Raw genomic sequence first — 25,862 nt, forward strand, 5'->3', positions numbered from 1 at the left:
GCGATTAATATGCAAACATGATCAGGTGTTCCGCCACTGGCCCCAGAGCCAGAGCAGGGATGAACGTCAGTGCGCCTACCAGCAGCACCGTGCCAATCAGCAGAGCGATAAACAGCACCCCGTGGGTCGGCAGCGTGCCGTTGCCCACCGGCTGCACTTTTTTCATCGCCAGCGATCCGGCAATCGCCATCACCGGAATGATGATGCCAAAGCGGCCGACCAGCATGCAGAACGCCAGCAGCAGGTTCCAGAACGGGGTATTGGCGCTCAGGCCGGCAAAGGCACTGCCGTTGTTGTTCGCGGCCGACGACACCGCATACAGCACTTCGCTGAAGCCGTGGATGCCGGGGTTGGCCATGCCGCTGCGTCCGGCGTCGGTCATCATCGCCAGCGCGGTGCCGAGCAGAACCAGCGTCGGCGTGATCAGGATCGCCAGCGCGGTCATTTTCATTTCCCAGACGTCGATTTTTTTGCCGAGGTACTCCGGGGTGCGACCGATCATCAGGCCGGCGATAAACACCGCCAGCAGGACAAACAGCAGCATGCCGTACAGCCCGGCACCGACGCCGCCAAACACCACTTCGCCAATCTGCATCAGCCACATCGGCACCATGCCGCCGAGCGCGGTGAAGGAGTCATGCATCGCGTTGACCGCGCCGCACGAGGCGGCGGTAGTGATCACCGCGAACAGGCTGGAGTTGAGAATGCCAAAGCGGGTCTCTTTGCCTTCCATATTGATGGCGCTGTCGGCACCCAGGCTGAGGAAGTGCGGATTGCCTTTCAGTTCGGCCCACATCACCACCACCACCGCGCCGATAAACATCAGCGACATCGCCCACAGCAGCGCATGGCCCTGACGGCGGTCTTTCACCACATCGCCAAAGGCGAAGCATAAAGCGGCCGGGATCAGGAATATCGCCAGCATCTGCACGACGTTGCTTAACGCTGTCGGGTTTTCAAACGGATGCGCCGAGTTAGCGTTAAAGAAACCGCCGCCGTTGGTGCCAAGCATTTTGATCGCTTCCTGCGAGGCGACCGGACCCATCGGCAGCGTCTGTTTCACCCCTTCCAGCGTGGTGAGATCCAGATAGCCGTTAACGTTTTGCAGCGTGCCCTGGCTGACAAAGAACAGCGCAATCAGCAGGGAAAGCGGCAGCAACACATACAGCGTGATGCGGGTCATATCCCTCCAGGCGTTGCCCAGCGTGCCCAGTGAGCGGTTAGCAAAGCCGCGGATCAGCGCGAAGGCCACCGCAATCCCGGTCGCTGCCGAAAGGAAGTTCTGCACGGTCAGGCCCACCATCTGGCTAAAGTAGCTGAGCGTGCTTTCGCCGGCATAAGCCTGCCAGTTGGTGTTGGTGACAAAGCTGACGGCGGTATTCAGCGCCAGATGCCAGCTGAGATTCGGCAGGTGCTGCGGGTTAAGCGGCAGGCTGGCCTGGGTCATCAGCATCACTGTCAGCAGGATCAGGCCGCCGAGGTTAAACAGCAGAATAGCGAGCAAGTAGCTGCGCCAGCTCATGGATTCAGACGCTACGCCGCTGGCACGCCAGAGCAGACGTTCGAAGCCGGCAACGCCGGCCAGCGGACGATCGTCAATCAGGCGAGCAAGACCGCTACCCAGCGGACGGGCGAGGATCATCAACAGCAGCAGATAGCTGGCGATCAGTAAAAATGCGCTGGCGGCCATCAGAACGCCTCCGCATTAATCAGGGCATATACCAGATAGCCCAACAACAGGAACACCAGCACAATGCCGGTAATTAAGGCCATGCTCACAACACACCTCCAGAGGCGCTTTCGAAGGCCTCTATTGTTGCGAGCGGGGTGCAAAGTTGATGTAAAAATGCAGGGGCGGGGTGTAAAAAAAGTATAAAAAAAGGCTGGGGTGCCTATATTAATTACTGCGAGGCCAGTTCCCGAAAAAATGCGGGATTGGCATGAATAGCGGCCAACACTTTAGCCGCCAGACCGATGGGATTACGCCTTTTACTTTCCCAGCTTTTAATTGTATCAACGCTGGTACCCAGAGCCCTGGCCATTTCACTTTGCGAAACGTTAAGCTGCTCCCGGATCGCCCTGACATCGGCAATCTCAAAGCGGGTAACATTGCCAGGCGCTTTATCGCCATTCCTGATATCCACAGCCTCTTCTAAAGACGCTTTAAGATCGTCAAAAATTTTCATATCACACCTCACTTTTCAATAACTTAGTTAACTTTTTCAGCTGGACTTTTTCCGCATCAGTCAGGCTAACCTTAACGTTTTTCGGATAGGCCATGACAAGATAAATAACCCTTTTTTTGGTTGACTATGTACACCTTTATGCCACCAAAGCCGCAGGTAAAAAGCGGCTTTTACCCTGTCAGGATATACGCCCGCGCGCAGTGTAGCGCACAATATCACCTTCCTTGCGTAGCACTTATTTAAACTTAAAACTGGATCTAAATTTTGTGCAAGCGGCTTGAAATCAGGTAGCAACTATCTGCATTTCCCCACAAATAATCATCCTGCCTGAAAATAAAAAAGGCAGCGCCTTTAAAGCGCTGCCTTTATTTACTGACTCAGTCGTTAGTCAACGGCATCGACAATCGGGTCACGGACGATAAACAGGTAAGAGAGCGCGCCGAGTACGGTGACGCAGGCACAGACCATTAACGCCATATTAAACGAGCCGGTTTTATCGAGGATAAAGCCGGTTAAGACCGGGGCGAACGAGGCGAAGATAAAGCTCGCGAAGTTCTGGATGCTGCCGACTGACGCCGTCATACGCGAGGGGACGTTCACGTGGATCAGGCCCCAGCAGGAGGTGCCGGCAAAGGGGATACAGAACAGCGCCATACCGATCAGCACCACCGCCGCGTAAGTGGTGGTTGCCTGCACCACCACGGCGGTAAAGGCCGCGGAGAACAGCATACCGGCAACGATACAGATTTTACGGGTTTTGACCGGCTGCATGCCGCGGCGCACCAGCGCATCAACCACATAGCCATTCAGTAGCATCCCCGCCGCACCGAACAGGAACGGGATCGCCGTCAGCCAGCCGGTCGCTTTCAAATCGAGATGATAGGTGGTTTGCAGGTAGCCCGGCAGCCAGGCCAGATACAGCCACGCGGTGTAGTTGATGCCGCTGAAGCCAATCATCATGCCCCACATAGTGCGGTTCTTGAACAGGCCGCGCCACTCTTTCATGCTCATCGGCTCTTTGCGTGCGACGACGCTGCCGGCTTCCAGATAGTTCACTTCTTCTTTGGTCAGCGTTTTGTTATCGCGGTTGCGGTACAGCATGTACCAGCCGGCAGAGAGGAAGATGCCCAGCAGTCCGATCGTAACGAACATGCCGCGCCAGCCCATGGTCAGCATCATCGCCGCCAGAATCGGTGGACTGATCGCCAGGCCAATCATCGAGGCGGCGTTAAAGAAGCCCATCGGCATCCCGCGCTCTTTGATATTGAACCAGTCGTTGATCACCTTGACGCCGCACGGGTTCATCGGCGCTTCGCCAATCCCCAGGCCAATACGCACCAGAATAAACTGGGTGAAGCTCTGCACCAGCCCGGACAGGGCCTGGAAGCAGGACCAGACGAACATGCCGATCCCCAGCATAATGCGCGGGCCTTTACGGTCCAGCAGCGTGCCGCAAGGCAGCTGGGCGATACCGTACGCCAGTGAGAAGGCCGACAACAGCATGCCGATTTCGGTGGCGCTCAACCCCATATCGCCACGGATGGTCATGTTAGCCACCGAAAGCGAGCTGCGGTCGAGGTAGTTGATCACGGCGGCGAGGAACAGCAGGATCATCGCGGTGGTTTGCACGCGTTTGATGCGTGCTGAACGTACCAGTTTGCCGTGCGCCGGGACGATTTCTACCGTCTCTTTGTCAGAGCCAAGTTGATGGCCGCTGCCAGTCACAATCGGGCTGTTTTCCATAAAGCATTCCCCAGTGTCAGGTGTTCTTGTAGTCCGCGCTCGGCGGTGAAGATGTCCTGCTCAGAGTAAATGCCCTGTTAATTACTTGGGGTAATCATGTTGCGGTTCCGTGCTACAGATTGGGCTTTGCCGTTTTTTAATGGTTTTTTATACCTAAGCCCCGGCGCAAAGCGAGATCCCAGTCACTTTATCCGCCCGCAGACGGGCGTGCGCGGGCCGGAACAGCCGGGCAATTCCGGTTAAATCACGGCCACGCGCACCGCCAATTAATGATTGACCGCCACCAGCTGCAAAAAATAATACTGCGCGCTGTGTCGGGCTGACCGGCGCGTTTACTTTATAAAAGGATTTATCACCGATGAAAAACGTCATGAAATTCGCCCTGCTGACCGCGGTCATTACCACCCTTTCCGGCTGTAGCGGCAGCGTCTACAACAAAGAGAAAGACTGCAATTACGAGTATCTGCTGCACCCGGCCATCTCCATTTCAAAAATCATTGGCGGCTGTGGCTCAACGGATAAGTAATCCCTGAAAGCGGGCTGCATGCCGCTGCCCGTCCGGGTGCGGATGCAGCCTTTTTTTGGTCAGTCGCTGTACTGCTTGATCGAGCGGATCATCGACTGTTTCGCGGTGGTCAGATGGCGGTGTAATTCACAGCTCGCCTCAACGTCATTGCGGCTGATGATCGCGGTGAGGATCGCCATATGCTCCTCCAGCGCGACGATATTGCGCTGCTTCAAATCGCTTTCATCCCATTGATAATGTGAATGGAAAATCACCGAAATGATCTCCAGCGACTGATCAATAAACGGGTTATCCGCCGCGGAGAGGATCAGCTGATGCATTTCGCGATCCAGCTGGGCAAACATCCGGTAACTGCTGGCGATGGTGTCGCGCATCTCCCGGTGGCGGCTGAGCAGGTCACGCGCTTTTATCCAGCGCTCATCATCGGCAGGAAGATTGAGAAAACGGTTCAGGGCGTGCGTCTCCAGCATTTCCCGCAGCTCAAACAGTTTTTCCGCATAACGCCGGTCGAACTTCTTCATCAGCCAGTGGCCGCGACGGGTGCTTTCAATCAGGTTATAGCGGCTGAAGCGCAGCAAAAACTCCCTCACCACCACCGGACTGACCCCCACCTGTTGCGCCAGCTGCAGTTCGGTAAAGCTTTCGCCGGCTGACAAGGTCTTCTGGTTGATCATCTGGAAAAACGCCTGCTCGAACTGCCGGGCCTGATCGTCTAGCGAGGTGCTGACCGCATCGAAGCCGTCGTCCTGGCTGGGCTGACGCACGATCAGATACTGGTCTTCCACCTTATCCAGCACGCCACGTTCATGCAGATGCGCCAGCGTATGGCGAACCGTGGTGCGGCTGACGTTAAACATCTCCGCCAATGCTGCCTGCGGTGGCAACGGCGAGCGGATATGCTGGCTGGCGATGCCTTCCAGCATCTGATTGACCACGTTGTGGCGAAGGTTTTGCGTGCGGCTCATGGCTTCTCCTGATTTTTATCCATTAAAAACCAATTCAGGCCCGATAAAGGCGCGTTCAGTCACAAATCCGGTTGTGCACCCTGCGCGGCGGCCCGGTTTTATTCCATAACTCAGGCCAGACAACGGAGAAAAACCCATGACCATGATGACCACGCTGGTGATCCAGCAGCCGAAAGAGATGTCCTACCAGCAGCGCGCGAAACCCCATGCCGCGCCGGGTGAAGCCCTGCTGAAGATTGTGACTGCCGGCATCTGCGGCACCGATATCCATGCCTGGGCAGGTAATCAGCCCTTCTTCAGTTATCCCCGCGTACTCGGCCACGAGCTGTGCGGTGAGGTTGTGGCGCTGGGTGCCGGCGCACACCGCTTCCGCGTCGGTCAGAAAGTCTCGGTGATCCCTTACCTGTCCTGCGGCAGCTGTGGCGCCTGCGAAAGCGGCAAAACCAACTGCTGCGAGAAAATTTCGGTGATTGGTGTCCATCAGGACGGCGGTTTTTGTGACTACCTCAGCGTGCCGGAAAGTAATCTGCTGGATGTCACCGGCGTCGATGCGGAAGCTGCGGCATTAATCGAACCCTTTGCCATCAGTGCTCATGCCGTTCGCCGTGCGGCGATTCAGCCCGACGAAAGTGTGCTGGTGGTCGGTGCCGGTCCGATCGGGCTGGGCGTGGCCGCCATCGCCAATGCCGCCGGCGCGCGGGTGGTGGTGGCCGATACCAGCCCGTTCCGCCGCTCCCATGTCGAAAAAAATCTGGCGCTGCCGGCGCTGGATGCCGCCGCCGGTGATTTCGAACAGCAGCTGCGGGCACAGTTCTCCGGCCGCCTGCCGGGCAAGGTGATTGATGCCACCGGCAACCCGCACGCCATGAACAACTGCGTCTCGCTGATTGCCCACGGCGGCAGCATCGTGTTTGTCGGTCTGCACAAAGGCGACATCCAGATCCCGGATACCGATTTCCATAAGAAAGAGACCACGCTGATGGGCAGCCGCAATGCCACTCAGGAAGATTTTGAGAAGGTCGCGCAGTTAATGGCCGCAGGCAAAATCAGTGCAGAGATGATGTTGAATAAACGCTTTGCGTTTGCCGAGCTGGCGGAGGTGTTTGAAGCGGACGTGATTAACAATCGGGAATTAATCAAAGGTGTGATTCATTTCTGAGAGCATTGCTGACAGCGCGGGGAGAACGGCGGTTCCCCCGCGTTGCCGGTCAGGTGGTTAACAGCGTATGCAGCGCCTGCAAATCCCGCTTTACCCACTCAATATCCTGCGCAAACTTCTCTTCAGACATCAGTGACTGTCGGAACACGGTGATAAACACCGTTGCCCCGGCTTCATTCCCCACCACGCGCATCGGCACATACACTTCCTTGCCAAAACCGCTATCGACGTAATGATCCATCACGCCCCAGGGGTTGTGCTCGGTAAAACGCAGTTTCACCACGCCGTTCGGGCCGTTGGCTTTCCAGTGCGTGCTTTCCCTGACCAGCGATGACTGGCTAAGGCCGGAGGCCCACTTCGGGAAGAATTCGGGTTTCCAGATGGTTTCGTACAGGTCTACCCAGTTACGGGGGATGGTCACATTGACGGTTTGCGATGGCAGCACAGCTCCTCCTGCATCTTTTTAAGCGACAGCAGATTTAAGCACCCGCAGCGGGAGAGAGAAAGCGGCAGAGCGCCGATCTGTTAACTCCATCGGACATTCGTTGATGCCTGCGGCAAAAACCGCCAATCGTTTGCGCAGCGCGGCGCAGTTCGGTCAGATGCCGGCTGAGTGTTCGGCGTGAATTTGCGCCTCACACTGGCGCGCCAGCTCCCACAGCCTGGTGCGGATCACCTGCTTGAGTTGCAGCGTCGACTGCGATTGTGGCCGGTCGCGGCGGCTGATCAGCATCACCTCAAACGGTAACGGCTGGGCGATCGGCAACACCCGCAGCTGATCGGCATAGCGGCGGCCGGTAAACAGGTCGACAATCCCCACGCCACCGCCGGCCAGCACCATATCGGCGATCACCGAATAGGTCTTGATATACAGTGAATTGGCCGGTTGCAGCGCCTTATCCCGCAGCGCGCGATGCAGCACATGGCCCAGCGGATCTTCCTGCTGCATCATCAGCAAATTGTTCTGGCATAGCCACTCGAGCGTAACCGCCGAGGTCTGTTCTGAATCCGCCGGCAACAGGGCCACCATTGATGAGTGAAACAGCGGCTCTGATACCAATTCTCCCGGCACCTGCTGACCAAACACCAGCGCAAAATCAAGCCGATCCTCCAGCAAGTTCTGGCATAGCGTACTGAAATGCTCGGTCACCAGGTCGACGTTGACGAAGCCGTTTTGTCGGCGATATTCCACCATCGCCGGGGCGAGGATCATCTGGCCAAAAGCATGGGCCGCGCCCACCCGCACCGTCTGGCCTTCACCGCGTCGCAGCTGCTCCGTTAACACGCCGATCGCCTGCAGACGGCCATACAGCTCGCGGATCTCCGGGATCAACCGTTGCGCTTCCAGCGTCGGGATCATTCCCTGGCTGTGCCGTTCAAACAGGGTAAAGCCGAGCTGTTGCTCGGCATGGTTCAGCACCCGACTGACGTTCGGCTGTGAGACGTTAAGCTGCCGCGCCGCCGCACTGATGCTGCCGGCCTCCACAATCGCCTGGAAAACCTCAATATGGCGCAGGCGCATGGTTATTCACCCCAGGTGGCTTCCAGCACGCGGATCCAGTTGCCGTAGCAAATTTTTTCCAGCAATGGCCGGTCGTAGCCGTGCTCGCTTAACGCCCTGACCAGCAACGGCAATCCCGCCACGTCTTTCATGTCCGGTGGCAGCGTGGTGCCGTCAAAATCCGATCCAAAACCGACGTTATCTTCACCTACCTTTTCAACCAGATACTCCACGTGGCGGACGATTTCCAGCACCGTGGCATCGTCGGCTTTTTTCCCGTCGCCGCGCAGGAAGCTGGTGCCAAAATTCACCCCGACAAAGCCGTTGGTTTCGCGGATGGCCGCCAGCTGGCGATCGGTCAGATTACGCGACTGCGGGCACAACGCATGGGCGTTGGAATGGCTGGCCACCAGCGGCGCGTCGCTGATTTTCGCCGTTTGCCAGAAGCCCTTCTCATCCATGTGCGACAAATCCACCATGATGCGCTTGTGATTACAGGCGCGAACCAGCCTTAATCCCGCGTCCGTCAGGCCGTTGCCGATATCCGGCGATGAAGGGAAACGGAACGGCACGCCGTCACCAAAAATATTTGGCCGGCTCCACAGCGGGCCCAGCGTGCGCAAACCGGCGGCATACAGCACCTCCAGCAACGCCAGGTCTTCATCCAGCGCTTCTGCTCCCTCGATGTGCATCACCATGGCGATTGCACTGTCCTGCATGCATTGACGAATGTCTTTCGCCGTGCGGCAGATGCGTGCCGCGCCGCCCGACTGCTGCTCAATGCGCAATAAGGTGGCAATCATCGACAGGGTGATTTCCAGCGCCTCTTCCCGCGATGGCGTCGGTTCTATCTCATTGTATTCCGGCACCGATCGGTTTTTTCTGACAGCTGGCGCGCTTCTTGCACTGGATCCAGCCGAAGGCACATACGCCGCGAATAAACCGCCTGCAAAACCGCCCTGCTTCATGCGTGGCAGGTCCATCTGGCCCGCAGCCGGACCGTTGAGAAAAGCGGCAGCGGGATCGTCCTGATGGGACAGCCACAGGCGCATCAGGAGATCGTTATGGCCGTCAAAGACGGGCACGGTCACGGCATCAGAACGCAGTTGTTGCATGGGGGAATTCCGCTCTCAGGTTAGGGGATTAACGGTGCGCCATGCTGAGGCAGGTTGCACCAGCAAAGCGCATGCTGCTTCGCGCAGCAAAAAAAGGCTTCTCCTTTCAGTACTACCCGAGATCGTCGGTAGCTGTCAAGACAGAAAGCACAATAAAATTCATTATTTTTCTTTAATTTCAATATGTTGGAGATACCATGGTTACCAGAAGACGTTTTCTTGCAGGATGCAGTGCGGTTCCTTTTCTCTCATACCTCTCTCTGAACAGCGCCTTTGCCGCCACCCCGCCTTCGATGCTGGTAATGGCGATGCAGCTCGACAACATGACCAGCCTGGATCCGGCCGAAAGCTTTGAAGCCATCGGCTCTGAAGTCTGCGGTAACCTCTATCAACGCCTGGTGATGCCAAATCCGGCTAAGCCGAATGAAGTAATGGGCGAACTGGCGAAAAGCTGGGACGTTAGCAGCGACAGCAAGACCTTCACCTTCCATCTCGACCCGGCGGTTAAATTCGCCGACGGCAGCCCGATGACCGCCGATGATGCCGCCTTCTCGCTGCAACGCGTGGTGAAGCTGGATAAGAGCCCGGCCTTTATCATCAACCAGTTCGGCTTTACCAAAGACAACGTTGACCAGATGATTGTGGCGAAAGATCCCCACACGCTGGTGCTGAACCTGGCGGAACCCGCCGCCGAAACCTTCCTGCTGTACTGCCTGTCCGCGCCAGTGGGCAGCATCGTGCAGAAGAAAACCGCGCTGGCAAATCAGGCCGGCGACGATCAGGGCAATGCCTGGATCAAGCAGCACAGCGCCGGCAGCGGCCCGTTCACCCTGCGCGCGTGGAAAGCCAGCGAGAGCATTATTCTGGAGAAAAACGACAACCATCCGTCAACAAGCACCATTAAACGGGTGATCGCCAAACATATTATCGACCCGTCCGCCCAGCTGCTGATGCTGCAAAAAGGCGATGTGGATATCGCCCGCGACCTGACCACCGAGCAGCTTAAGCCGCTGATGGGCGACACGAATTTCCACGTGGTGCAGCAGATGGTCGGCACCCTGATGCTGATGTCCTGCAACACCAAAAACGAACATTTGCAGAAGCCGCAGGTCTGGCAGGCGCTGAAGTGGGCGATTGATTACGACAGCATCCAGAAAAATATCATTCCGCTGACCTACAAAGTCCATCAGAGCCTGCTGCCAGCCGGTTTCCCGGCGGCGTTAAACGACCAGCCGTTTAAGGTGGATGTGGCAAAAGCGAAAGCGTTGCTGGCCGAAGCGGGTTACCCGGACGGGTTTGAGCTGACGCTGGATCACTACTCCGCCCAGCCTTTCCCGGACATTGCCCAGGCTATCCAGACGCAGCTGGGCGCTATCGGTATCAAAGTTCAGCTGATTTCCGCCGAAAACCGCCAGGTCCTGACCAAGATGCGCGCCCGTCAGCATCAGCTGGCCATCACCGCCTGGGGCGCCGACTATTTTGATCCGAACTCCAACACCGAGGCGTTCAGCGTCAATACCGATAACAGCGACACCGCCCGCGTGCGTTCACTGGCCTGGCGTTGCAGCTGGTCCGACGAAGACTTCAACAAAATGACCGCAGCGGCCCTGCACGAAAAAGACCCGGCGAAACGTATCGCCCTCTATGAGCAGATCCAGACCATGCACCGCGAGAAGAGCCCGTTCATTTTCATGTTCCAGAAACTGAACACCTACGCCAGCACCAAAGGCGTCACCGGCATGCACATCACCGTGCTGAATGACAACCCTTACGAGTTGGTGAAAAAAGCCTGATGTCGTGGTTAACCCGTATTGCCAGCACGCTGGGAAGCCTGCTGCTGACGCTGTTTGGTCTGTCGGTTTTAACGTTCTTTATCGGTCGGGTCATGCCGACCGATCCGGTGCTGGCCGCGGTAGGCGATAACGCTCCGCAGGCCGTCATCGAGCGCGTTCGACAGGAAATGGGGCTGGATCAGCCCCTGTACATTCAGTTCTGGCACTATCTGACCCAAATCCTTCATGGCGACTTTGGTCGCTCCATTCTGACCTCTAACCCGGTCAGCCAGGACATCGCCCGCTTTTTCCCGGCCACGCTGGAACTGGCAACGGCGGCGATTATTGTCGCGGCGATTATCGGCATCCCGTTGGGCGTCTGGGCCGCCGTGCGTCAGGGGAAATGGATCGATCAGGTGATCCGCGTGGTGTGCCTGGCCGGTCACTCCCTGCCAGTATTTGTCCTCGCGCTCCTCAGCCTGCTGGTGTTCTACGCGGTGTTGGGCATTGCGCCTGGCCCTGGCCGTCAGGACATCATTTATCAGGATATGGTGCCGCAGGTTACCGGCCTGCTGACGGTGGATTCCCTGCTGGCGAAAGATTATGACGCCTTCTGGGATGCGCTGGCGCATATGGCCCAGCCGGTGCTGATCCTCGCCTATTTCAGCATGGCGTACATCACCCGTATGACCCGCACCTTTATGCTGAACGCGCTGAGCGGCGAGTTTGTTATCACCGCCCGCGCCAAAGGGCTCTCTTCACGTCGGGTCATCTGGCGTCACGCCTTTCCGACCGTGGCGGTTCAGCTGGTGACCGTGCTGGCATTGACCTATGCCGGGCTGCTGGAAGGCGCGGTAGTCACCGAAAACGTCTTCTCCTGGCCGGGGCTGGGGCAATACCTCACCACCTCGCTGATGAATGCCGATATGAACCCGGTCGTCGGCGCGACGCTGCTGGTGGGCACCGCCTATGTGCTGCTGAATCTGTGCGCTGATATTCTCTACCGACTTATGGACCCACGCGTAAAATGACAAATTTATCAAGAGCCTGGCTGCTTAACGAGACGCCAACCACCCGCAGTCAGGCGGTGTGGGGCAGACGTTATCGCCTGTGGCTGGGACTGAAGCGCCATCCGCTGGCGATGAGCGGCCTGCTGGTGGTGCTGCTGATGCTGCTACTGTCACTCGCCGCACCGCTGCTGACGCCGTACGATCCCGGTTTTCAGGATCTGGCCAACCGTCTGGCCCGCCCTTCCACGCTGCACTGGCTGGGTACCGATGAGCTGGGACGCGACATTTTCACCCGCATCCTGTTTGGCGGCAGAACCACCTTAGGCATGGTGATTGCGGTGGTGTTGATCACCGCGCCCATCGGCCTGTTTATCGGCTGTATCGCCGGTTATGCCGGTGGCCTGCTGGATAAAACGCTGATGCGCATCACCGATATCTTTCTGGCCTTTCCCCGGCTGATTCTGGCGCTGGCATTTGTCGCGGCCTTAACGCCCGGCGTTGAGAGCGCCATTCTGGCGATTGCCCTCACCGCCTGGCCGCCTTACGCCCGCCTTGCCCGCGCCGAAACGCTGCAGTTCCGTCACAGTGATTTTATCGCTGCCAGCCGGATTAGCGGCGCGTCGCCGCTGCGCATCGTGTTGCGCCATATCATGCCGCTGTGCGTGCCCAGCCTGATTGTGCGGGTGACGCTGGATATGAGCTCAATCATTATCACCGCGGCCAGCCTTGGCTTCCTCGGCATGGGCGCGCAGCCACCGTCGCCTGAGTGGGGAACGATGATCGCCACCGCGCGCCGCTTCCTGTTCAGCGAATGGTGGGTGCCGCTAATGCCCTGCATCGCCATCTTTTTAACCTCGCTGGCCTTCAACTTCCTCGGCGATGGCCTGCGTGACGTGCTGGATCCTAAGGAGCAGTAAATGCTGGTTGAAATTGAAAACTTACGAATTGGCTTCACCAGCGGCACGGAGACCTTTGAAGCGGTGCGCGGCGTCTCCTTCAGCGTCGGCAAAGAGAAGTTTGCCATCGTCGGTGAGAGTGGCTCAGGCAAGTCGCTGACCGCGCGCTGCCTGATGCAGCTGCTGCCCGGCAACGCGAAGGTCACGGCGGATAAGCTGAGCTTCGACGGTATCGATCTGCGGGGCGCCAGTGAAAAAGTCATGCGTCAGGTGCGCGGCAAACGCGTGGGCTTTATTTTGCAGGACCCGAAATACTCGCTGAATCCGGTGATGACCATTGGTCAGCAGATTGCCGAGGCCTGGCGTGAGCATAAAGGCGGCAGCAAACGCGACGCGCTGAAGGCCGCCGTCGATCTGCTTTCTCAGGTGAAAATCCGCGACCCGGAATTAGTGGCGAAACGCTATCCGCATGAGGTTTCGGGCGGCATGGGCCAGCGGGTGATGATTGCGATGATGCTGGCACCGGATCCTGAACTGCTGATCGCCGATGAACCGACCAGCGCGCTGGATGCCACCGTGCAGGCGGAGATCTTACGGCTGATTGACGATCTGGTTTCGCAGCGCGGCATGGGATTGATCCTGATCAGTCACGATCTGCCGCTGGTTTCGCATTTTTGCGATCGCGTGGCGGTGATGTACAGCGGACGCATTGTCGAGATGCTGGCGGCGGGCGATCTGCAGCAGGCTCAGCATCCCTACACCAAGGGTCTGCTGGCGTGCCTGCCTTCGCTGCGCCATCCGCGCGCCCGTCTGCCCGTGATGCAGCGTGAAGCCGCGTGGCGGGAGGAGTAACCATGATTAACATTAAAGACTTACGCATTGCTTTTGGATCGCTTGAGGTCGTAAAGGGCGTGTCATTCGACGTCGCCAACGGTGCCAGCTTCGGTATCGTCGGCGAAAGTGGCTCAGGCAAATCGACCATCCTGCGCGCGCTGGCCGGGCTGAACAATGACTGGCGCGGCGAAATGACCTTCGGCGGCATGGCGCTGTCTGCCAACCGTGGACGCAACTTTTTCCGCCAGGTGCAGATGGTATTTCAGGATCCGTACGGATCGCTGCATCCGCGCCAGACAATCGATCGCATTCTGCATGAGCCGCTGCTGATCCACCGGATCGATCGCGCGGAGCAACGTATCGCTCAGGTATTGTCAGACGTTGGCCTGCCAGCCAGCGTGCGCTTCCGTTTTCCGCATCAGCTGTCTGGTGGTCAACGCCAGCGCGTGGCGATTGCCCGGGCCTTGATAGCCGAACCGGAAGTGCTGCTGCTGGATGAACCGACTTCGGCACTGGACGTCTCGGTGCAGGCGGAAATTCTGAATCTGCTCAGTGATTTGCGGGAAGAACGCAAACTCACCTACATTATGGTGACGCACAATCTGGCGGTGGTGACCCACCTGTGTGCGCATATTGGGGTGATGCAACAGGGTGAAATGGTTGAGATGTTAAGCGCCGACGACCTGCGCGCACGACGCATTCAGCACCCGCACACCCTGCAACTGTTTGATTTAAGTATGACGCTGGAGGAACCGGCATGACCCTTAACTGGCAGCAGGCGAAACAGGTTGCGGATGAGATTACCGCCGGCTGGGGACAACCCGGCGCACCGGGCGGGGCTATCGCGCTGTTCGACAGTGAGAAAATGCACAGCATCAGCGCCGGTGGCCTGGCGGATCTGGCGCAGGGCCGCGCGTTCGATGGTGATACCGTGGTGCGCTATGCCTCGGTGACCAAGCATATTTTCGCGTCGTTAGTGACCGGCGCCGCCAGCCAGCATCTGGGGCTGGACGACCAGCTGGTGCAGCATCTGCCGCAGCTGACCGGGGAAAATGGCCAGGTGACCGTCGGTCGCGCGCTGGATATGACCTCCGGCCTGCCGGACGTGCGCGAAACCCTCTCGCTGCTGGGCCTGTCGGTTTACAACGCCACCAGCGCCGCGGCCTTACTGGCTTTGCTGGCCGAGATGGGCGATCTGAGTTATCCGCCGGGCAGCGAAGTGTCCTATTCCAATACCGGTTATCGCCTGGTTGAGGAAGCGCTGAAGGCCAAAGGCGTGCTGTTCTCTGAGCTTATCGCCGGGCAGATTAACCGGCCGCTGGGCATCCAGTTTAGCGCACCGGAAACCTGGTTCGATGTCGTGCCGGGCTTGGTGCCGGGCTACTGGCAGCACAACCAGCAGTGGCTGCTCGCCAGCGCCGGACTGCACCTTTCGGCGTCCGGCTGTATTACCGGCAGCGTGACCGACCTTAGCCGCTGGCTTCAGCACCTGTTGCGTGAGGAGCAGACGCTGAACAGGCTGGCTGCCCCGCGTCAGCTGGCTGATGGCCGGGTGACCGGCTACGGTCTGGGGATCGCCCACTCGTCGGCAGGCAAGGTGAAACTGGTCGGTCATGGCGGTTCGCATGCCGGTTATAAAAGCTATTTCCTGCTCGACCCGCAGCAAAAAGTGGGTCTGGCATTGGTCGCCAACCGCGAAGATGTCGCCAGCTTCGATTCGGCGCTGGCGATCATGGCAGCGCTGCAAGGGGAATCACTGCCACAACGGGGTCACAGCCTGACGCCCGGCTTGTATGTCGCGGAGGAAGGCAGTGACTGGCTGGAAGTGAATGCCGACAGCATCAACTGGCTGGGCAATGCCGAGAATCTCTATCACAGCGACGTGCCGGGTGAAGCAGTGTCGCTGTCCAGCACCTTCCCGGTCCGTTTGCGCCAGCAGGGCATCACCATCAGCGGTGAGATTGGTCTCGCCGCGCGTCAGTTTGTGCCGGTGGAAGCAGACAGCAGCACCCTGTCGGCGGTGCAGGGACGCTGGCACATTCCGGCCGTGCGCAGTGAACTGGTCATCAACGGTGACAAGATGGTGATGGGCATCGGCCCGGCGGCCATTCACGCCACGCTGGTGCCGCTCGGCAAAGGCCGCCTGCTGGCCACCGCGCAGGATGGTCTGTGGCAGAAGCGCTTTGCCGTGCAGGTCGATGGCGACAGCCTGACGCTGGTACTTAATCGCAGCCGGATGGTGAAGTACCGGCGTTAACCACAGGCGGTGATAGCGATATAACGGGCGCAGTGTTTGATGATGTTGCCATCATTGGTGATCAGATTCATCTTGCGCATAGATCCCCCGCAAACAGGTCAGCACAAGCCACAAAGTTGACCTGTTTGACCTGTTTGACCTGTTTGACCTGTTTGACCTGACTACTCGCACAATTTTGGTCGATCAATAATTAACCGCATCGACAATGCGCCGCTGGAAACACGTTTGCACAGGTCAGGTTCAGTTCTGCGTCGAGGCCAGATAGGAGAACGCGCTCAGCAGGCTGACGAGGGTCGCCATATTTTGGGCGCTGTATCCGACGGTGACGGCATCCAGCCGCGTGACGCCGGGGACCAGGCAGAACAGATCGCCGAGCACCGGTTTAGTGACCATCAGTTCCAGCTGGTAAGGCGCGGTAACGCGGGTGGTGCTGACTTTTCTGCCGCGCCTCACTGCTTTTTCAGCGGCCTGACGAATGGCGGTGCGGGCGGCGTCCGGGCTGAGTGATTCGGCGCAGGTTTGTGAAATCGCCCGTTTTACGCAGACGTAATCGGCCGACGGATAGTAATCCGCCATCCACTGTTGCAGCCTGTCGTCTCCGGTCACCAGCCACAATGGCGCATTCTGCTCCGCGCCGGCGGCGGCATAGATATCGCTTTCGCCCATCACTTCGCCGTTGATTTTGACCCGGTAAAACGCCCGACCGTTGATGGTATGCGCCAGCACGCCAAACTCGCCTGCGGCGCTGTGAAAGCCGACGAACATCATGCCGTCGTAAGGCTGATGCTCCAGCCCTTCCACCATCGATAATCCGCGCGGTTTGCCCTGTACCAGGCGCGCGCGCGGGTCGATATTTTCCGCCCGCAGATTGGTCATCTGCGCATGACTGTCGGCAACCACCACTTCCGTTGCGCCACCGGCAAAGGCGCCGTCGATGGCGGCATTCACTTCCTGCTCCATCAGACCACGTGCCAGCTGATACTCGGCGTGACCCGGACTGCACTGTTCCGGGCGCATCACGCCTGCGATGCCTTCAATATCGGCGGAGATAAAAATTTTCATCGGGGAAGACCTTCAGCAGAAACCAGGGAGTTGCAGCGCGGGCAGCTTGCGCCGCGCCAGGGATAAGTCAGGCGTCAGGGCCTGCAGCCAGTCGATCTAATAGTTCGCTTAATGCCGGGCGATGATGCCCACGGAATCCGGTGACCGCTTCGGCGCTCAGCAGCGCATCCAGCACCGCATGCTCCGTGGCATCGGCCGCGGCAGATAACAGCGGTTCCAGCGCCGACTCCTCCGGCGGCTGCGGCACCGGGTGGGTGGAGAAGGCCACCGCGATATCGCCAGATCCGTGGCCCCAGTAGCTGCCAAGCCTGCCCAGACCGGCACCGGCGCGCTTCGCAATCCGCTTTAACTGCCGGGCATCCAGCGGCGCATCGGTGGCCATAATGATGATAATCGAACCCGCATCGCGCTGCGGCGTCAGCTCGGGCAGCAGCGGTTCTATCGCCTCACCCACTCTGACCCCGTCCAGCGTCAGCGCGGTTAAGGCGCCAAAGTTGGCCAGCACCAGCACACCCAGCGTGGCATTCAGTGTCGGGAGGTTGCGTGAGGCGGTGCCAATTCCCCCCTTCATGCTAAAGCAGCTCATGCCGCGCCCGGCTCCGACGCTGCCTCGGGAAAACGCAGCGGAGGCAGACTGCAGCGCCTGCTGCGCCATCTGCTCGGTCACCGCCAGCGCCTGAATGTCATTCAGCCAGCCATCGTTGCACTCCAGCGCCAGCGGATTCACCGTCGGCAGCGAGCGGCCCAGCTCCGGATTATGGCTAATCGCCTCGCGCACCAGGGTGGTAAACAGCGTGCCGACCGCCAGCGTGTTGCTCAGCAGGATCGGCGTTTGCAGCACGCCCAACTCTTCAATCTGCACCAGCCCGACCGGCTTGGCGAAGCCGTTTAACACCGCCGCACCGCAGGGTAACGGCTGGGTAAACAGGTTGTCGCCCGGCGGCACAATCGCCGTCACTCCGGTCTGGCGTTCGCCCTCGTCCAGCGTGGCGTGCCCGACCCGAACGCCCGGCACATCGCTCAGGCTGTTGGTGGCACCACAAATGCCGCGAGGATTGCCTAACCGGCGCGTCTCTCGCCAGCGCTGCAATAACAGGTCGAGCGCGGCCTGACGATAGTCCATCTGCTTACCCTTTCAATTTCGGATCTAAGGTGTCGCGCAGCGCATCACCCAACAGGTTAAACGCCAGCACGGTAATAAAAATCGCCAGCCCGGGGAACACGCTGACGTGCCACTCTCCGGCCATCATCATATTGCGGCTCATCGCCAGAATATTGCCCCACTCCGGCACATCCGGCTCCGGGCCAAGACCGATAAAGCTCAGGCCGGCTGCGGTCAGAATACTGGTGCCGATACGCATGGTGAAATAGACAATCACGTTCGACAGCGTGCCCGGCAGAATATGGCGGATCAAAATCACCCGATCCGGCGCACCGGCACAGCGCACCGCTTCAACGTAGGCCGCCTGCTTTAACGACAGCGTCGAGGCACGCACGATGCGGGCGAATACCGGCACGCTGAACACCGCGACGGCGATAATGACGTTATTTAAGCCTGGACCTAAAATCGCCACCACCGCAATCGCCAGCAGCATGCCTGGGAAGGCAAACAGCACGTCAGAGCCGCGCATAATCAGCATATCCACCCAGCGGCCGTAATAGCCCGCCAGCAGTCCCAGCACGATGCCGACCATCATCCCAAGGGTGACCGACAGCACGCCGACATACAGCGAGATGCGCGCGCCGTAGATAATGCGGCTAAGCACATCGCGACCCAGATCGTCGGTGCCCATCCAGTGCGCGGCAGAAGGCGGTGCCGACAGCGCCATCCAGTCGGGAGCCATCGGATCCCAGGGCGCAATCCCCGGCGCAAACACCGCCACAATCACCAGCAGCAGGATAAAGCCACCGGACACCAGCGCCAGCGGGTTGCGTATCAGGTTCTGAATAAAATCGTGCCACGGCGAGCGCAGCGTACTGTTCTCGAGCACGGTTTGCGCGATGGCCGCTTCGGTTGTTGGCTTCATGCAGGCTCCTGACGCAGACGGATGGCCGGATTCACCACTGCGTAAAGCAGGTCCACCAGCAGGTTGATGACAATAAATTCAAAGACAAACAGCATCACCAGCGCCTGAATCACCGGCTGATCCTGGGTTTTGATCGACTCGATCAGCAACCAGCCCAGACCCGGCCAGCTGAAGACGCTTTCCACCACGATCGATCCGCCGAGCAGAAAACCAAACTGTAAGCCGAGCATGGTGATCACCGGGATCAGCGCATTGCGCATGATATGTTTCCAGGTCACCAGCCGGTTACGCAGCCCTTTCGCCCTGGCGGTACGGACGTAATCTTCCTGCGCCACTTCCAGAAAGGCCGATCGGGTGAAGCGCGCCATCACCGCCGCCACCGAGGATCCCAGCGTAATGGCCGGCAGGATTATGTCGCTGGGTTGGTTGAAGCCGCTGACGGAAAACAGGCCAAACGGCATCGCCACAAACTGGATCAGCAGCAGCCCCAGCCAGAACGGCGGCATCGATATGCCGCCCACCGCCAGACTCATCAGCGTCCAGTCCTGCCATTTCCCGCGTTTCAGCGCCGAGATCACGCCGATAATCAGCCCCAACAATACCGACCAGGCAAATCCGGCCAGCGCCAGCCACATCGTCGGCATAAAGCCCTGGGCAATCACCTCGGTGACCGGCTGTTGCGTGCGGTAGGTGACGCCAAGGTCACCTTTCACCAGCCCGCCCAGCCAGTGCAGATACTGCTGTGGCAGCGGGTCGTTGAGGCCTAAATGCTGTCGTGCCGCCTCGACCGCCTCAATTGGCGCATCGGGACCGGCATAAATTCGTGCCGGATCGCCCGGCAGCAGTTTAATAAAAGCAAATACCAACAGGGAGACCACCAGCAACACCGGGATCATTTCCAGTAAACGTCGGACAAGATAGGCAAACATAGGCGATTTCCTGGTTAATTCGGGTGTACCAGCAGCAAAGGCGGGATCGCTCCCGCCACAGACTCAGGATTAATGGAACTCCGCCTGATCGAACAGGAACGAGCCGTCGGCCAGCATCGACACGCCGGTCAGGTTCTTTTTCTTGCCGACCAGGTTATCTGGCGAGCCGAGGAAGGCGATCGGCGCATCTTTCCAGATGATGGTCTGTGCCTGGGCATAAGCCGCCGCACGCTTCGCCGGATCGGCCGTTTGCAGCGCTGCCGCAATGGCTTTGTCCGCTTCCGGGTTGCTGTAGTAAGAGACGTTATACGACACCGGTACCCAGGATTCGGTGGCGAACAGCGGACGTAAGGCCCAGTCCGCATCACCGGTGGAGGTCGACCAGCCGCCGTAATAGAGGTCGAATTCGGCCTGCTTCGGATCCTTCACGCCCCACAGTTTGGCGTTACGCGCGCCGGAATCCATTGGCGTCACCGAGACGCGAATGCCGACCGCGCCCAGCTGCTGCTTAAGGAACTGCGCAGCACGCACGCTGGCGGTGGCGTTGGTCACCCACAGCTTGAGGTCCAGACCGTTGGCGAAGCCGGCCTCTTTCAGCAAGGCTTTGGCTTTTTCCGGGTTGTAGCGGTAATCCGGATCGCTCTGTTTGGCGTAGAACTGCACCGCCGGCGGGATCGCCGAGGTAGCCGGTTTGCCCATGCCCGCATAGGCCACTTTCAGCCAGATATCGCGGTTGATGGCGTAGTTGATGGCCTGACGCACGCGCACATCGGCCAGCGATTTATGCTGGGTGTTCATCGCCATGTAGTAGAGGTAGATACTTTCATCGCGCTGAACCGCCAGCTTGCTGTCGCTCTGCACGGTGTTGATCAGGTCGGAAGGCAGTGGATAGATCGCATCCACCTGGCCGGACTTCAGCGCCGCGACGCGGGTGGAGTCTTCCGGGCTTGGCGTGATGTAAACGTTATCGACCTTCGGCCAGCCTTTCTGCCAGTAACCGTCAAACTTGCTTAGCTTGACCTCTTTTCCCGGCTGCCAGCTGACAAATTTGAACGGGCCGGTGCCGGTGGGATGCAGGCGCAGCTGCGCTTCGTCCGGGTACTGCTTCAGCACGGTCGGGCTCCACATCACCGCCGACGGGTGTGCGAGGGTGTTGATAAAGGCGCCAAAAGACTGGTTGAGATCGATTTTGACCTGGGTTGGCGAAACGACGGTGACGGTTTTAATCATCTTATACAGGCTGTTACGCTTCAGACCTTTGGTCTGATCGGCCAGCCTGTCGAGGTTGGCTTTTACCGCCGCGGCATCAAACGGCGTGCCGTCCTGGAAGATGACGTCTTTACGCAGATTCAGCGTGAATTCGGTGGCGTCCGCGTTGCTGGTGTAATCGGTCGCCAGCCACGGAACCAGCTTCATTTTGCTGTCGAACTGGAACAGGCGTTCAAAGATCCCTGCCTGTACCGAATAGCTGGCGTTGTCGGAGGTATCGTGCGGATCAAGACCGGTGATATCGACATAGGCGGAAATCCGCAGGTCCTGCGCCTGGGCGATGCCCGCCAGACACAGTGACAGCCCAAGGGCGACGGCAGAACGACGTAAAAACGGCTTCATGGTGTCTCTCCAGAATGGTAAATGAAATAAGCGCTAACGGTGCATGTCCCCTTCGGCAACCCAGTGATGCAGGTCGACCTGGCGGTAACGAAGTTTTTCCACTTCTTCCCCGGCTTTACGCAGCGGCGAGGGGATTTCGCCGTCGTCCAGTTCACGCACGGTACGGCGGGCAGGATCGGCCACCGGAACGGAGGCCAACAGACGACGGGTATAAGGATGCTGAGGGTTGCTGAATACCGCATGGCGCGGGCCGATTTCCACAATCTGGCCGAGGTACATCACCGCCACGCGGTTGGCGATGCGCTCGACGACGGCCATATCGTGCGAAATAAAGATCCACGCCACGCCGGTCTCTTTTTGCAGGTCCATCATCAGGTTAACCACCTGCGCCTGGATGGAAACATCCAGCGCCGACACCGCTTCATCCGCGATAATCACCTGCGGCTGCAGCGCCATGGCGCGGGCGATGGCGATACGCTGACGCTGGCCACCGGAAAACTCATGCGGATAGCGGCGGGCATGTTCCGGCAATAATCCGACGCTTTTCAGTAATGACTGGACCTGCGGCGTCGCCTCTTCCAGGGATTTCACCAGCCCATGCAGCAGCAGCGGTTCGGCAATGGTGAAGCCCACCGTCAGACGCGGATTTAATGAGGCATACGGATCCTGGAACACCATCTGAATTTCCCGGCGCAGCGCATGAAATGCCGGCTCTTTCAGCATGCTGATCTCTTCGCCGCGAAAGTGAATACTCTCCGACTCGCTGGAAACCAGCCGCAGCAGCGCGCGTCCGGTGGTGGCTTTGCCGCAGCCGCTTTCGCCGACAATCGCCAGCGTTTCCCCGGGCCAGACGCAAAAATCGATCTGCTCAACGGCGTGGACGCGATGGGTTAGCGCGGAAAACATCCCGCTGCGGATGGGGTAATACACCTTCAGCCCCCGCACATCCAGCAGCGGCTTCTGCTCATAACGCGCGGTAATCTGCACGCCGGCCTCCTCATCCTGCTCTTCACCCAGCAGCGGAAAACGTTGTGGCCAGCGGCTGGCTTTCATATCGCCCAGACGCGGAACGGCGGCCAGCAACGCCCTGGTATAAGGGTGTTCGGGTGCGGCAAAAATCTGCTCCACGCGGCCCTGTTCCACCACTTCGCCGCGATACATCACCACCACCCGATCGGCAATTTCCGCCACCACGCCCATATCGTGGGTGATAAACAGCACCGCCATATCGCTTTGCTGTTGCAGGTCGCGGAGGATTTGCAGGATGCGGGCCTGAACGGTGACGTCCAGCGCGGTGGTCGGTTCATCGGCGATCAGCAGCTGCGGATCGCAGGCCAGCGCCTGGGCAATCATCACCCGCTGGCGCATGCCGCCGGACAGGGAATGCGGATGGCTTTTCATCACCCGATCGATATCCGCAATACGCACTTTGCGCAGCAGCTCGCGGGCTTTGGCGTTGGCAGTTTTGCTGTCGCACAGTTGGTGATCGCGCAGGGCTTCCGTCAGCTGATCGCCAACCCGCAGGACCGGGTTTAGCGAGGTCATCGGCTCCTGAAAAATCATTGCCATATCGCGACCGCGCAGCTTGCGCCGCTCCTCGGTGCTCATGGTCAGCAACGGGTGCTTCACGCCGCTGCGCGGGCTGAAGTGGATCGCCCCGCGCTCAATGGTGGCAGACGATGCCAGCAGGCCCATTACCGCCAGCGAGGTGACCGATTTACCCGAGCCACTTTCGCCAACCACGGCAACAATTTCGCCTTTATTGATGGTGAAGGAGACGCCTTTCAGCGCAAGGTTTTTCCCGGAGCGCCCGCTAAAGCTGACGCTCAAATCCTCAACCTGCAGTACAGGCGAGGCGTTGCCGGATCCGGTGGCGGTGGGTTCTGAGTGAATACGTTCCGTCATCGTGACTCCGGTGGTCGCTGGATTAAAGCCAGATACGACCCTGGTTGTAGGAAAGATAAGGGGCGCTGTCCGCCGCGAGCCAGATCGGCCCGTCGAGATCAACATGTTCCGCCGAGACGGCCACCGGCAGCGCGGCTTCCATCGCCAGTGAGGAGCCGAGCATGCAGCCCACCATCAGCCGTAATTTGTGGATCCGCGCGGCGTCCACCATCGCCAGCGCTTCGGTCAGGCCGCCACATTTATCGAGCTTGATGTTGATCATCTCGTAGCGGTTGCGCAGCCCGGCGATGTCGCCGACGTGATGGCAGCTTTCATCCGCACAGACCGGGATCGGGTGATCGAAGCGTTGCAGATCGGCGTCGTTACCCGCAGGCAACGGCTGTTCGATCATCGCGATGTTGTAGTGGGTCAGCGCCGAGAACAGGCTGCTGAGATCCAGCCCGCTCCAGGCTTCGTTGGCATCAATAATCAGCGTGGCGTCCGGCGCGGCGGCGCGGATCGCCGCCACTTTTTCCAGAATCAGGTCGCGGTTGAGTTTGATTTTCAGCAGGATCGCCCCGCGCGAAACGGCATCCGCCGCCGCGGCCGCCATCATCTCCACGCTGTCGAGGCTCAGCGTTTCGGCGGTGATCACGCTGGCAGGTGGCCGCGCATTCAGACGCTGCCACAGCGTTTGTCGGTTGAGCGCGGCATCCAGCCGCCATAGCGCGCAGTCCAGCGCGTTGCGGGCCGATCCCGGCAGCAGACGGTTTTGCAGCTCGCTTAACGTCAGACCGTTTTCCACCTCTTCCTGCACCGCCGCCAGCTGCGCGGTAACGCTTTCGGCACTTTCATGGTAATGGGCGGTGGGCGTGCATTCGCCACGTCCGATAAAGCCCTGTTCTTCCAGCGTGACCCGCACCACCGTCACCGCCGTGCGGGTACCGCGCGCGATGGCGAACGGACGCGCTAACGGCAGCTCGACAACTTCAACCTGCATCCGGCGCATAATCAGCCCCGCTCTTTCAGCAGTGCAGCAATCTCCGAGATGCCAAAACGCACCGGATCGGTGGCCGGCACGCCAAATTCCGCACTGATTTGCTGGCAGTAATCACGGGCTTCCTGCTCGCTGTAGTTAGAGGTATTGATGGCGAAACCGGCCAGCTGAACGCTGTCGCTGGTGACATGGGCGGCACGCACGTTGGCTTCCACGCAGTCTGCCAGGCTGACCATCGGCTGATGCGGCAGGTGACGCATATGCGGACGGTGCATCTCGTGGCACATCACCAGCCAGTGCGGCTGCGCGCCATGGATCAGGCCCATGCTGACGCCGGCATAAGAGGGATGGAACAGTGAACCCTGGCCTTCCACGATATCCCAGTGATCGGCCTCGTTGGCCGGAGACAGCGCTTCTGCCGCGCCAGCGATAAAGTCCGCAATCACCGCATCGATGGCGATCCCCTCGCCCGCCACCAGAATGCCGGTCTGCCCGGTCGCGCGGAAATCAGCCTTCAGGCCAATCTCACGCATGGCGGATTCCAGCGCCAGCGAGGTGTACATTTTGCCGACCGAGCAGTCGGTGCCGACCGTCAGCACGCGTTTGCCGCTGCGTTTCTTACCGCTGCCCACGTCCAGTTTTGGCCGCATATGGCGGATGTCGAACAGCGCAACGCCCTGCGCTTTCGCCAGCGCCACCAGCTCTTCGTTATCCACCAGGCGATAATGCAGGCCGCTGGCCACGTTCAGTCCGGCATTGATCGCGCCACGCACGGTGTCCAGCCAGTGTTCCGGCAGATAGCCACCGGCATTGGCGGTACCGAGCACCAGCGTTTTCGCCCCGGCCGCGACGGCGGCTTCAATAGTCAGATCGTCGAGGCCCAGAGAGACGGTGCAGCCCGGCAGACGGATCTGCCCAACGCACTGCTCAGGACGCCAGACGTGGATGCCGCGTGCCGTTTTCGCCGCCAGCGGATCGGTAACGTCGCCAAGGAATAACAAATAGGGTTGAGGGATCAGCATCAGGGTTTTCTCTTATCAGGTTGCAGGGTTTGCCTGAGAAGACTATTTCACTGTTATGACAGCCGGGATAATGCTTGTTTATCGGCAGGGTATAGCCTGGGGTTATGGTGAGTCGCTATATACTAATTGATATAGCGATATGCTAACCTCTGCGCTCTTTTTACAGCATCCCCGCACAGGTGGCCGCCCGAGCCGCTCAGCATCGTAAGGCAAATTAAAACAATGGCAGTGGTAAACCCCTACTGGACCAACATCGTGCCCGGCGGCCTGAACGGCTACAGCGGTGCCGGTTATGCCAGCGCCCCGATTGGCGAACCGCGAATGGTGCAGCTTTCCATGCAGCTTAATTTCTGATGAGGTCCTGAT

General features: G+C 59.2%; 25 protein-coding genes. 9 read left to right on the forward strand and 16 right to left on the reverse strand.

The annotated features are described in order from the left end of the window. Positions 1-4 precede the first annotated feature (4 nt). The 4 genes from kdpA to E2F51_RS06010 all read right to left on the reverse strand — a co-directional run bounded on the left by kdpA (position 5) and on the right by E2F51_RS06010 (position 3,800). Positions 5-1,690 (reverse strand): potassium-transporting ATPase subunit KdpA, encoded by a 1,686-nt coding sequence (kdpA, locus tag E2F51_RS05995; protein WP_134822977.1) that lies wholly within the window; start codon positions 1,688-1,690, stop codon positions 5-7. Next, positions 1,690-1,779, reverse strand: a complete 90-nt coding sequence (kdpF, locus tag E2F51_RS06000; RefSeq protein WP_082267203.1) for a K(+)-transporting ATPase subunit F — start codon at positions 1,777-1,779, stop codon at positions 1,690-1,692. Before kdpF ends, kdpA begins: the two co-directional genes overlap by 1 nt. Positions 1,780-1,901: 122 nt before the next feature. Further along, positions 1,902-2,186 (reverse strand): NadS family protein, encoded by a 285-nt coding sequence (nadS, locus tag E2F51_RS06005; protein WP_134822978.1) that lies wholly within the window; start codon positions 2,184-2,186, stop codon positions 1,902-1,904. Positions 2,187-2,570: 384 nt separating this feature from the next. Next, the gene (locus E2F51_RS06010) at positions 2,571-3,800 is read right to left on the reverse strand and encodes an MFS transporter (protein ID WP_245174189.1); all 1,230 of its coding nucleotides are present in this window, start codon (positions 3,798-3,800) and stop codon (positions 2,571-2,573) included. A gap of 487 nt (positions 3,801-4,287) precedes the next feature. Here E2F51_RS06010 and E2F51_RS06015 point away from each other — a divergent pair, with 487 nt between their 5' ends. Further along, on the forward strand, positions 4,288-4,455 hold the full coding sequence (locus E2F51_RS06015) for a YhfL family protein (protein WP_134822980.1): 168 nt from the start codon (positions 4,288-4,290) through the stop codon (positions 4,453-4,455). A 59-nt stretch (positions 4,456-4,514) separates the two neighbouring features. Here the strand turns inward: E2F51_RS06015 and E2F51_RS06020 are convergent, their stop codons facing one another. Continuing rightward, the gene (locus E2F51_RS06020) at positions 4,515-5,420 is read right to left on the reverse strand and encodes a GntR family transcriptional regulator (RefSeq protein ID WP_134822981.1); all 906 of its coding nucleotides are present in this window, start codon (positions 5,418-5,420) and stop codon (positions 4,515-4,517) included. A 136-nt stretch (positions 5,421-5,556) separates the two neighbouring features. On the opposite strand from E2F51_RS06020, the gene E2F51_RS06025 reads away from it, so the two are divergent. Continuing rightward, positions 5,557-6,579: a zinc-binding alcohol dehydrogenase family protein gene (locus E2F51_RS06025; protein ID WP_134822982.1), complete on the forward strand. Its 1,023-nt coding sequence runs from the start codon at positions 5,557-5,559 to the stop codon at positions 6,577-6,579. Between the two features lie 49 nt (positions 6,580-6,628). Here the strand turns inward: E2F51_RS06025 and E2F51_RS06030 are convergent, their stop codons facing one another. The 3 genes from E2F51_RS06030 to E2F51_RS06040 all read right to left on the reverse strand — a co-directional run bounded on the left by E2F51_RS06030 (position 6,629) and on the right by E2F51_RS06040 (position 9,195). Next, positions 6,629-7,024, reverse strand: a complete 396-nt coding sequence (locus E2F51_RS06030) for a polyketide cyclase (RefSeq protein ID WP_105760420.1) — start codon at positions 7,022-7,024, stop codon at positions 6,629-6,631. 153 nt (positions 7,025-7,177) lie between these two features. Beyond that, positions 7,178-8,101 carry a LysR family transcriptional regulator gene (locus E2F51_RS06035; RefSeq protein WP_105760421.1) on the reverse strand — a complete coding sequence of 308 codons (924 nt, stop codon included), beginning with the start codon at positions 8,099-8,101 and terminating at the stop codon, positions 7,178-7,180. A 2-nt stretch (positions 8,102-8,103) separates the two neighbouring features. Continuing rightward, entirely contained in the window at positions 8,104-9,195 is a 1,092-nt protein-coding gene (locus E2F51_RS06040; protein ID WP_134822983.1) for a dipeptidase, read from the reverse strand. A gap of 197 nt (positions 9,196-9,392) precedes the next feature. On the opposite strand from E2F51_RS06040, the gene E2F51_RS06045 reads away from it, so the two are divergent. From E2F51_RS06045 to E2F51_RS06070, 6 genes are read left to right on the forward strand one after another with little or no spacing between them, the layout of a single operon-like run. After that, a complete protein-coding gene (locus E2F51_RS06045; protein WP_134822984.1) occupies positions 9,393-10,988 on the forward strand; it encodes an ABC transporter substrate-binding protein in 1,596 nt (531 codons plus the stop codon). Next, positions 10,988-11,998: an ABC transporter permease gene (locus tag E2F51_RS06050; RefSeq protein ID WP_013204351.1), complete on the forward strand. Its 1,011-nt coding sequence runs from the start codon at positions 10,988-10,990 to the stop codon at positions 11,996-11,998. The genes E2F51_RS06045 and E2F51_RS06050 overlap by 1 nt, the downstream gene beginning before the upstream one ends. Further along, on the forward strand, positions 11,995-12,894 hold the full coding sequence (locus tag E2F51_RS06055; protein ID WP_013204352.1) for an ABC transporter permease: 900 nt from the start codon (positions 11,995-11,997) through the stop codon (positions 12,892-12,894). The genes E2F51_RS06050 and E2F51_RS06055 overlap by 4 nt, the downstream gene beginning before the upstream one ends. Then, positions 12,895-13,725 carry an ABC transporter ATP-binding protein gene (locus tag E2F51_RS06060; RefSeq protein ID WP_013204353.1) on the forward strand — a complete coding sequence of 277 codons (831 nt, stop codon included), beginning with the start codon at positions 12,895-12,897 and terminating at the stop codon, positions 13,723-13,725. It abuts the gene before it with no gap. Positions 13,726-13,727: 2 nt separating this feature from the next. Further along, positions 13,728-14,468 carry an ABC transporter ATP-binding protein gene (locus E2F51_RS06065; protein WP_134822985.1) on the forward strand — a complete coding sequence of 247 codons (741 nt, stop codon included), beginning with the start codon at positions 13,728-13,730 and terminating at the stop codon, positions 14,466-14,468. Next, positions 14,465-15,964 (forward strand): serine hydrolase, encoded by a 1,500-nt coding sequence (locus tag E2F51_RS06070; protein WP_134822986.1) that lies wholly within the window; start codon positions 14,465-14,467, stop codon positions 15,962-15,964. Before E2F51_RS06065 ends, E2F51_RS06070 begins: the two co-directional genes overlap by 4 nt. Positions 15,965-16,204: 240 nt before the next feature. Here the strand turns inward: E2F51_RS06070 and E2F51_RS06075 are convergent, their stop codons facing one another. From E2F51_RS06075 to dgcN, 8 genes are all read right to left on the reverse strand, one after another. Beyond that, entirely contained in the window at positions 16,205-17,026 is an 822-nt protein-coding gene (locus E2F51_RS06075; RefSeq protein ID WP_013204356.1) for a M55 family metallopeptidase, read from the reverse strand. A gap of 67 nt (positions 17,027-17,093) precedes the next feature. Beyond that, positions 17,094-18,149, reverse strand: coding sequence for a P1 family peptidase (locus E2F51_RS06080; protein WP_105760429.1), 1,056 nt, complete (start codon positions 18,147-18,149; stop codon positions 17,094-17,096). A gap of 4 nt (positions 18,150-18,153) precedes the next feature. Next, a complete protein-coding gene (locus E2F51_RS06085) occupies positions 18,154-19,053 on the reverse strand; it encodes an ABC transporter permease subunit (RefSeq protein ID WP_134822987.1) in 900 nt (299 codons plus the stop codon). Continuing rightward, a complete protein-coding gene (locus tag E2F51_RS06090; protein ID WP_013204359.1) occupies positions 19,050-19,982 on the reverse strand; it encodes an ABC transporter permease in 933 nt (310 codons plus the stop codon). Before E2F51_RS06090 ends, E2F51_RS06085 begins: the two co-directional genes overlap by 4 nt. 69 nt (positions 19,983-20,051) lie before the next feature. After that, complete coding sequence (locus tag E2F51_RS06095; protein ID WP_134822988.1) at positions 20,052-21,593, reverse strand: glutathione ABC transporter substrate-binding protein; 1,542 nt, start codon at positions 21,591-21,593, stop codon at positions 20,052-20,054. Between the two features lie 33 nt (positions 21,594-21,626). Continuing rightward, on the reverse strand, positions 21,627-23,498 hold the full coding sequence (locus E2F51_RS06100; protein ID WP_134822989.1) for an ABC transporter ATP-binding protein: 1,872 nt from the start codon (positions 23,496-23,498) through the stop codon (positions 21,627-21,629). A 22-nt stretch (positions 23,499-23,520) separates the two neighbouring features. After that, entirely contained in the window at positions 23,521-24,486 is a 966-nt protein-coding gene (gene dgcA / locus E2F51_RS06105; protein ID WP_134822990.1) for an N-acetyl-D-Glu racemase DgcA, read from the reverse strand. A gap of 2 nt (positions 24,487-24,488) precedes the next feature. Then, positions 24,489-25,496, reverse strand: coding sequence for an N-acetyltransferase DgcN (gene dgcN / locus E2F51_RS06110; RefSeq protein ID WP_134822991.1), 1,008 nt, complete (start codon positions 25,494-25,496; stop codon positions 24,489-24,491). A gap of 222 nt (positions 25,497-25,718) precedes the next feature. On the opposite strand from dgcN, the gene E2F51_RS24190 reads away from it, so the two are divergent. After that, positions 25,719-25,850, forward strand: coding sequence for a hypothetical protein (locus tag E2F51_RS24190; RefSeq protein WP_256372260.1), 132 nt, complete (start codon positions 25,719-25,721; stop codon positions 25,848-25,850). Positions 25,851-25,862: the final 12 nt, after the last annotated feature.

It is taken from the genome of Erwinia sp. QL-Z3, from assembly GCF_004551645.1.
GTDB lineage: Bacteria > Pseudomonadota > Gammaproteobacteria > Enterobacterales > Enterobacteriaceae > Erwinia > Erwinia billingiae.